Origin of the sequence: Ectobacillus panaciterrae DSM 19096 (genome assembly GCF_000430785.1) — a bacterium.
Classification (GTDB): domain Bacteria; phylum Bacillota; class Bacilli; order Bacillales; family Bacillaceae_G; genus Ectobacillus; species Ectobacillus panaciterrae.
Window position 1 is genome coordinate 113,765 of record NZ_AUMR01000011.1, and the last position, 6,000, is coordinate 119,764.

Sequence of the window (6,000 nt, forward strand, 5' to 3'; positions counted from 1 at the left end):
GTATATTTATTAAGTCAATTAAATATTTATAAATTATAAAACTTTTTCAAAAACATTAGGTAAACACGTTTTCTGTTTTTGTCCAGAGCGTAACAAACGTGGCAATTATACAATTTATTTTATACTGTATTCAAATCACAAATGAAAATGTTCTTTATGAATGTTATAAAATTCAGCCCTTTTCAATGAAGCAAACAAGCCTCCATCTTTTTCTATGCAAAAAAAAAGAAAACTAATGCAAATTAGCTTTCATAACAAAAAATGGTAGGTTACCCATATGAAGAATAATAGAACGGACATCATGATGAAGAAATACGAAGGCAGGAATACGATAAATATACAATAAATATACAAAAAGTATACAATAAAAATACAATAAGTATACAAATGCGAAAAATAGATGCAATAATTTGATATAAAGAAACTCGTTCTTCTATATAAACGCAACTATATACAACTGAATAAAAAAACCGTCTTTTTTAGTGGGGCGAGAGCATCCGGCGACGTGCGGAAGCGGTCAAACCCTTGTAGCGGTCCATGCCAAGGGTAAACCATAGATAGGAAGAAAGCGCCAATGCCTCTGTACCCAGCACATTGAAATATCGAAATCATAAATCATTCATATATAAAAAAATCGACATGAAAACTTTTCTTTTAGGTGGGAGAGAGCATCCGACTAAGCGTAGAAGCGGTCAAACCCTTTTCGTGGCCCATGCAGGGAGAGAGAGGAAGCGAGCGCAGTTTCCCTTTTGTTCTATGTGGCAAACGATAGATATGTCGGAATAACAAAGTGGACTTGTATAATAAGCGCTCCTTCGGTTTTTTCTTTAAATTTTTCCAGATGCCAAGTCCGAAAATAGAGCATCATCGTAATGGATTGAATTCCAATGCAGGCTAAGCTAAACTTATAATATTATTCGTCAAAATGCTTTCCAATTGCAGAAGAAAGCAGAATGACAAAAAACATTAAATCGTAAAAGAGCTCTAACCACGATAGTTTCTTTTCATTTCCTTCCATCGTTTTCCCCTGTTTATTTCTTATGATAAAGAAGTTTTTCGCTTTTAACTTTAAAGTTACTGTTTTTTAACGCTTTCTTTGAGAAGATGCAACCATGCCATGGAAAGGAGATGTAAGTAATATGGATGAGAAATTTCTCCGTAAACTCATTAGAAACTGCTTCTATCAATATCAGTATAGCAAAGACTCTATTCCGCTCTCAGAAAATGAGTATGCAGAACTCGCAGAAAAAGTTCGACAGGCACATCAAGATAACGAAGCGGACTTGCGAGACCTTGTAGAAGATGCGGTATACGAATATATAACAAAATGAACCTCCCGTTTGTTTGAACAGCATATCCAGCAAATACATGAGCTTTTGCAGAAAGACACCCGTCTACTGGGTGTCTTTCTGTTCAAGTGAATAAAGAAACACAGCGAGATACAATGCGGCTGCGTCTTCGAATTGACGCGGATCAAACCCTGTCAATTCCCGGATTTTATTTAATCGATATTGCACCGTGTTTTTGTGAATATGCAAACGTGCCGCAACTTCATTAATAGAATGATTACATTTGAATAAACAATCCAGCGTTTCTATTACTTGCTCCGGGTCTGGCAGCGTTTCGAGCTTTAAAATGCCCCTAATATAGTCCTGACGGCTAGCTATCGGCAAGTCATAAATGAGCCGCTCCAATCGTAAGTCCTGGTAAAACATGACGGGATAATTCGTTTGCTTTCCGGAAAAATAAACCGCCTTTTCTCCTTCCGTGTATGATTGTTTAACGCCTTCAATTCCTTCATAATATCCGCCGATTCCGCCAGCAATTCTGCAGCCAAGCTGCGTCTCAAGCCAGTGCTTCAGAGACATAACAGATACCGAAATATATTCTTTCGCCTGCTTTTCGTCCATATGGGCAGGCACAGTAAATAGAGTCACACATTTCGAATTGCTGACAGGAGCCGTCAAATCCAGCTCTGGATTTGGCAGCTGGTTTTTAATGTTACGGAGCATCTCATTTTTAAGCTTTTGTAAGGTTAGCTCTTCATTCTGTACACCTCTCCTTACACCTTCCCTAGAGTCATTCTTTCGCACCTCAAACACGCCGACAACGCGCGGCAATGTTACATCGATGCCAAGTAAGTACCCTCGAGACATGAAAGCATGCTCATCATTCTGCCGATGCAGCAGCCATTCTTGAATAAACGATTGTCTCGCTACATGCTCACGCTCCAGCTGCCTTTCCAAATGAAGCTCCTTTACGAGCATTTCCGCCATGCGTTTTACAAGTTCTCCAATTTTCCCCACTTCTTCTTCGGTTCCTGTAATGCCGATTACACCGACAACCTTGTTATTTAAAGAAATCGGATAGCTGATGCCTTCCTTTGTTCCCTTATATTGACTGGAACTGCGAGCGATTACCTTTTTTTTCGTGCGCAATACTTCCAGCGCTGCTTCATGCAAATCACCGATTCGGCTTTTATCTACGCTTGCTATAATGACTCCTTTATTATTTGTAAACAATAAATTATAATTTGCGATATCATACATATCCTCTACAATTTTTTGTGCATGATGAGAATTGAGAAGCATATTGTCTACCACCACTTTTGCTCTTTTATCTTGTTGGTTGAAACTTACCTAACATCGATCGAAAACGTCCCTAATGAAATTTCACTGTATCATTGTAACAAAGTCTCCTTTCCAAATGAAAGGAGACTTTGTTACTTCTTATTCAATGCTTTTCCTGCCGTTCCTTCAAACAATCGCGGCAAAAGCGTAAAAACGATAGGGCCGAGGCTCATCCAGCGCGGTAAATTAATTTCCCTCTTCTTCGTTCCAATTACCTTTATAATCTGAGCTGCCACATATTCCGGCTTTAGCATGTAGCGTTCTACACTTTTCACATACGTGCCCGATTCATCAGCAATATCAAAAAAGCTTGTTTGAATAGGTCCTGGATTTACTGCAGTCACATGCACATTTGTTCTTGCGAGCTCCATGCGCAGACTATTAGTAAATCCAAGCACTGCATGCTTTGTTGCAGCGTAAGCACTCGATTTAGGCGTTGCAATTTTCCCTGCCATCGATGCAATGTTAATGATATGACCGCTGTTTCTCTTTTTCATCTTTTGGAGCACCGCTTTCGTGCACGCTACTAACCCGAATACATTGACATTAAACATAGCCTTTACATCTTGCAAAGAAGCTTCCTCAAATGTTTTGAATATACCGAAGCCAGCGTTATTTATGAGAACATCTATCTCTCCGGCTTCCTCATAAATGCGGGAAAATACTTCTTCTATCATAGGCTCTTCACTTACATCAAGCACATAATAATAGCACGGAACAGCATAACGGGCTGTGATGTCATTCTTGAGCTGTTTTAGCTTCTCTTCACTTCGCGCCAGTAAAACCGGTGTCGCTCCGAGCTCTGCAGTCTGCATTGCAAGCTGTTCCCCGATACCGCTGGATGCACCTGTGATAGCAATAATTTTCCCTTGTAATTTCACTGTTGTCACCTACTTAGCATAATACGTCCACTGTGTGGAAGATGAATCAATTATTACTTGTTGATTATATTCCAAAAAGTCCAATTGTCCAACCGTTTCGGAAATTGTGAGAGCGAGCTGCTTATCATACAGGATCGGAAATAGTTTGACGCATACTTCATATGGGGTCATCGGCTTTTCTTTCAGCATTTCCAGCACAATCCCCGCTCTCTTTTCCTGCTTGCGAAGCCGTTCTCCTACAAGCTCTTTTACGTTCGTCACATCTTTTCCGTGGCCTGTCAAAATGCGTGAAATCGGCATTTGGGCAAGACGGCGCAACGATTCATTGTATTGTAAAAGCGGCCTCGCCCGCTCCTCTCCATAATAAGGAGGTTCTAGCAGCGGATTGGAAGAAATGCGATCTAACAAAATATCTCCGCCGATGAGCAAACCATCCCGTTCCCGATATAACGCAATATGAGTAGAAGCATGACCGGGGGTTTCAATAACTTGAAATTCCGGTAAAGCACGAATAAAATCTCCTTCACGCACCGCATGCGTTAAAGAACGGTTGCAAGAATAAATAAGCGTACGAGTCATAGAAGGCCCTTTTTTCAAAAACACTTCCGGTATTCCCAGCTGCGGTGCCAAGTTTTCATAGAAACGCTCATAGCGTTGGATAAAATCCGGACTTTTCGTAATCCAAGGCTCATTCCATGGGTGTCCTACAACTTCTACATCCTCATCAAAATCATCGAGCAGACCGCAATGATCTGCATGATGGTGCGTAATGATAACTGTATCAATGTCCGAAAGAGTATAACCAAGTTCTCTTAACTGATGATTAAGAGCTTTTCTCGTTTCTTCCGTCTTCGTTCCTGTATCAATTAATATAAGCTTTTCGCCTTTCACCAAGTACACGTTCACTGTTTCTGTTGCGAACGGAACCGGGAGCTCCATACGATATATGTTCTCCACTTCTAATCACCCCATTATTGTTTCACTCCGAAAAAATGAATCTATATTCAGTTTACACGTTCCAAAATCATTTGTCATTATTTTCAGATAAACAGAAGGGTTTCTTATCCAAAAGACGAATTAATATTCATAAAAATTCATATGAAAGAAAACAACTTTGCAGAGCGAAATATACTAGGGGGGTTATTATGAGCATTCATAAAATTGCATTCATGGGCGCAGGTTCCATCGCGGAAGCGGTCATCGCCGGACTCATTCAAACACGTTTTGTAAAAGGTTCGCAAATTACCGTAAGCAACCGCTCCAATCAAGAGCGGCTCATATATTTTAGAAACACGTACGGTGTTCATGGGACGCATGATAAAAAAGAGCTGCTGAAAGATGCAGACATTATTTTCTTTGCGATGAAGCCTAAGGATGCTGCAGAGGCCGTCTCTTCTGTAAAAGACTATGTGCAGGACCGCCAGTTGATCATCTCCTTAATGGCGGGCGTTTCCACTGCCTCAATTACAAATTTGCTAGAGAAAAACAACCCGATTATTCGCGCCATGCCCAATACGTCTGCGGCAATTTTAAAATCAGCGACAGCCATATCTCCTTCCGTTCATGCCACAGAGATGCATATAGCGATGGCGCGTGCATTATTTGAAAAAATCGGTGTAGTTTCTGTTGTAAATGAAGAACAAATGCATGCGGTCACAGCTCTTTCAGGAAGCGGGCCCGCTTATATTTACTATGTGGTAGAAGCGATGGAGAAAGCAGCCCGGGAAATCGGCCTGACAGAGGATATCTCCAAACCGCTCATTTTACAAACGATTATCGGTGCGGCCGAAATGCTGAAAACAACGCCTAAGCACCCATCTATTTTACGGAAAGAAATTACTTCACCAGGCGGGACGACACAAGCAGGGATTGAAGTATTAGAGAGCTGCGGCTTTCAAGCTGCTCTTATTCAGTGCATTACGCGCGCGACAACGCGATCTCATGAACTCGGAGAAACATTGGCAAATTTGTTGGAGAAGTAAGAAAAACTTAGCACAGGAGAATCCTTTAAGACGCCCTCGCCTGTGTCTTTTCACTAAGCAAGCAGGTTTGTTCTTTTGTGTGTCGTATACCGCGAACATCATCGGTTTCAAAAGAAGGAAAGTAATGGGAATCATTGCCGCGAAATTTTATAATTTCTTATGTGTAAGTGAACTACCACGAACCTAGAGGTATCGTGGCTTCTGAAAAGAAGCTACATAGTCTCTAGTTTCGTCCCTTCGGGGTAAGTTCACCAGACTCAGTTAGGAGAAGTCCCAGCTACGTTAATGAGGTCATGACACCTTCGGTTGACGCACCAGACCGTTGCTCTGTCGTCCATGTTTAAGTAGGGCTGAGGTAAGGCTCGGTGACATGGATGTAAAAAGCCTTTTTAACTTTGTCGAGGTATCGAAAAAAGTTGTTGATTCAACTTGGAAATGATGTGAAACAACTCATGCACGATATAGCCAATAGATACTATTTTAGAATAGTCGAAATAGAAGTAGATA

At 40.9% G+C, this 6,000-nt stretch carries 5 protein-coding genes; 2 read left to right on the forward strand and 3 right to left on the reverse strand.

Features of this window, described 5'->3' with window-relative positions:
• Positions 1–1,139: 1,139 nt before the first annotated feature.
• Positions 1,140–1,331, forward strand: a complete 192-nt coding sequence (locus tag H540_RS0104340) for a YqzH family protein (protein ID WP_028399581.1) — start codon at positions 1,140–1,142, stop codon at positions 1,329–1,331.
• Positions 1,332–1,394: 63 nt separating this feature from the next.
• Here H540_RS0104340 and H540_RS0104345 read toward each other — a convergent pair whose 3' ends face one another.
• The 3 genes from H540_RS0104345 to H540_RS0104355 all read right to left on the reverse strand — a co-directional run bounded on the left by H540_RS0104345 (position 1,395) and on the right by H540_RS0104355 (position 4,468).
• Positions 1,395–2,591: a CdaR family transcriptional regulator gene (locus tag H540_RS0104345; protein WP_028399582.1), complete on the reverse strand. Its 1,197-nt coding sequence runs from the start codon at positions 2,589–2,591 to the stop codon at positions 1,395–1,397.
• 131 nt (positions 2,592–2,722) lie between these two features.
• Entirely contained in the window at positions 2,723–3,520 is a 798-nt protein-coding gene (locus tag H540_RS0104350) for an SDR family NAD(P)-dependent oxidoreductase (protein WP_034670328.1), read from the reverse strand.
• Positions 3,521–4,468: an MBL fold metallo-hydrolase gene (locus H540_RS0104355; protein WP_155890939.1), complete on the reverse strand. Its 948-nt coding sequence runs from the start codon at positions 4,466–4,468 to the stop codon at positions 3,521–3,523.
• A 188-nt stretch (positions 4,469–4,656) separates the two neighbouring features.
• Between H540_RS0104355 and proI the strand changes: the two genes are divergently transcribed.
• Positions 4,657–5,493 carry a pyrroline-5-carboxylate reductase ProI gene (gene proI, locus H540_RS0104360; RefSeq protein WP_028399585.1) on the forward strand — a complete coding sequence of 279 codons (837 nt, stop codon included), beginning with the start codon at positions 4,657–4,659 and terminating at the stop codon, positions 5,491–5,493.
• The last annotated feature ends 507 nt before the right edge of the window (positions 5,494–6,000 follow it).